General features: G+C 71.5%; 1 protein-coding gene. It reads right to left on the reverse strand.

All coding sequences use genetic code 11. The features are described 5' to 3' along the window. A partial coding sequence (locus CCN51_RS52210; RefSeq protein WP_158104810.1) for a SidA/IucD/PvdA family monooxygenase occupies nucleotides 1-827 on the reverse strand: 827 nt, incomplete at both ends.

Here is an 827-nt window from a genome sequence, read left to right on the forward strand (position 1 = left end):
TGGGTGGGCTGGAGGCCGAAGGTGGTGAAGGCGGTGCGGGGCGGGAGGGGGTAGACGGGTTCGGTGGTCAGCGAGTTGAGGATGACGGCGGAGCGCCAGGCGGCGAGGCCGAGGTCGGGGGCGCCGACGCCGTGGGCGTGGCGCTGGGCGTTCTGGACGTAGATGGGGCCCTTGACGATGGGGTCGAGGACGATGCGGTGGTGTTCGTCGATGCGGGGGCGTTCGCGGGAGTCGCGGCGGATGTAGGGGTCGAGGGCGGCGATGATGGTGTCGATGCGCCGTTCGCGGTGGCCGGTGGCGAGGATGACGGCTTCGGTGATGTGGCGGCTGCGGGCGCCCTGTTGGGCGTGTTCGAGGTGGAGTTCGAGGCGGGCGGCGGCGATGCGGCCTGCGGTGCGGACGGTGACGCCGGGGGTGAGGACGGTGTCGGGCCAGCCGCCGTGCCGGGTGCGGCGGTAGAGCTCGTCGTGGATCTCCGCCATGGTGTCGTGGGCGATGCCCTTGTAGAGCTGCCATTGGCGGGGCAGCAGTTGGTCGCGTACGCATTCGGGCAGGGCGTGGAAGTAGCGGGCGTAGTCGGGGGTGAAGTGTTCGAGGCCGAGCTTGCTGTATTCCATGGGGGCGAAGGCGGGGGTGCGGGTGAGCCAGTGGAGGCCTTCGGCGCCGGGGGGCCGGTTGCGGAGCAGGTCGAGGAAGACCTCGGCGCCGGACTGGCCGGAGCCGACGACGGTGATATGGCCGGTGGCCAGCAGCGCTTCGCGGTGTTCGAGGTAGTCGGCGGAGTGGATGACGGGCACGCCGGGGGCATCGACGAGGGGGCACAGGGG

The sequence above is a fragment of the Streptomyces milbemycinicus genome, assembly GCF_002154605.1.
Lineage (GTDB): Bacteria > Actinomycetota > Actinomycetes > Streptomycetales > Streptomycetaceae > Streptomyces > Streptomyces milbemycinicus.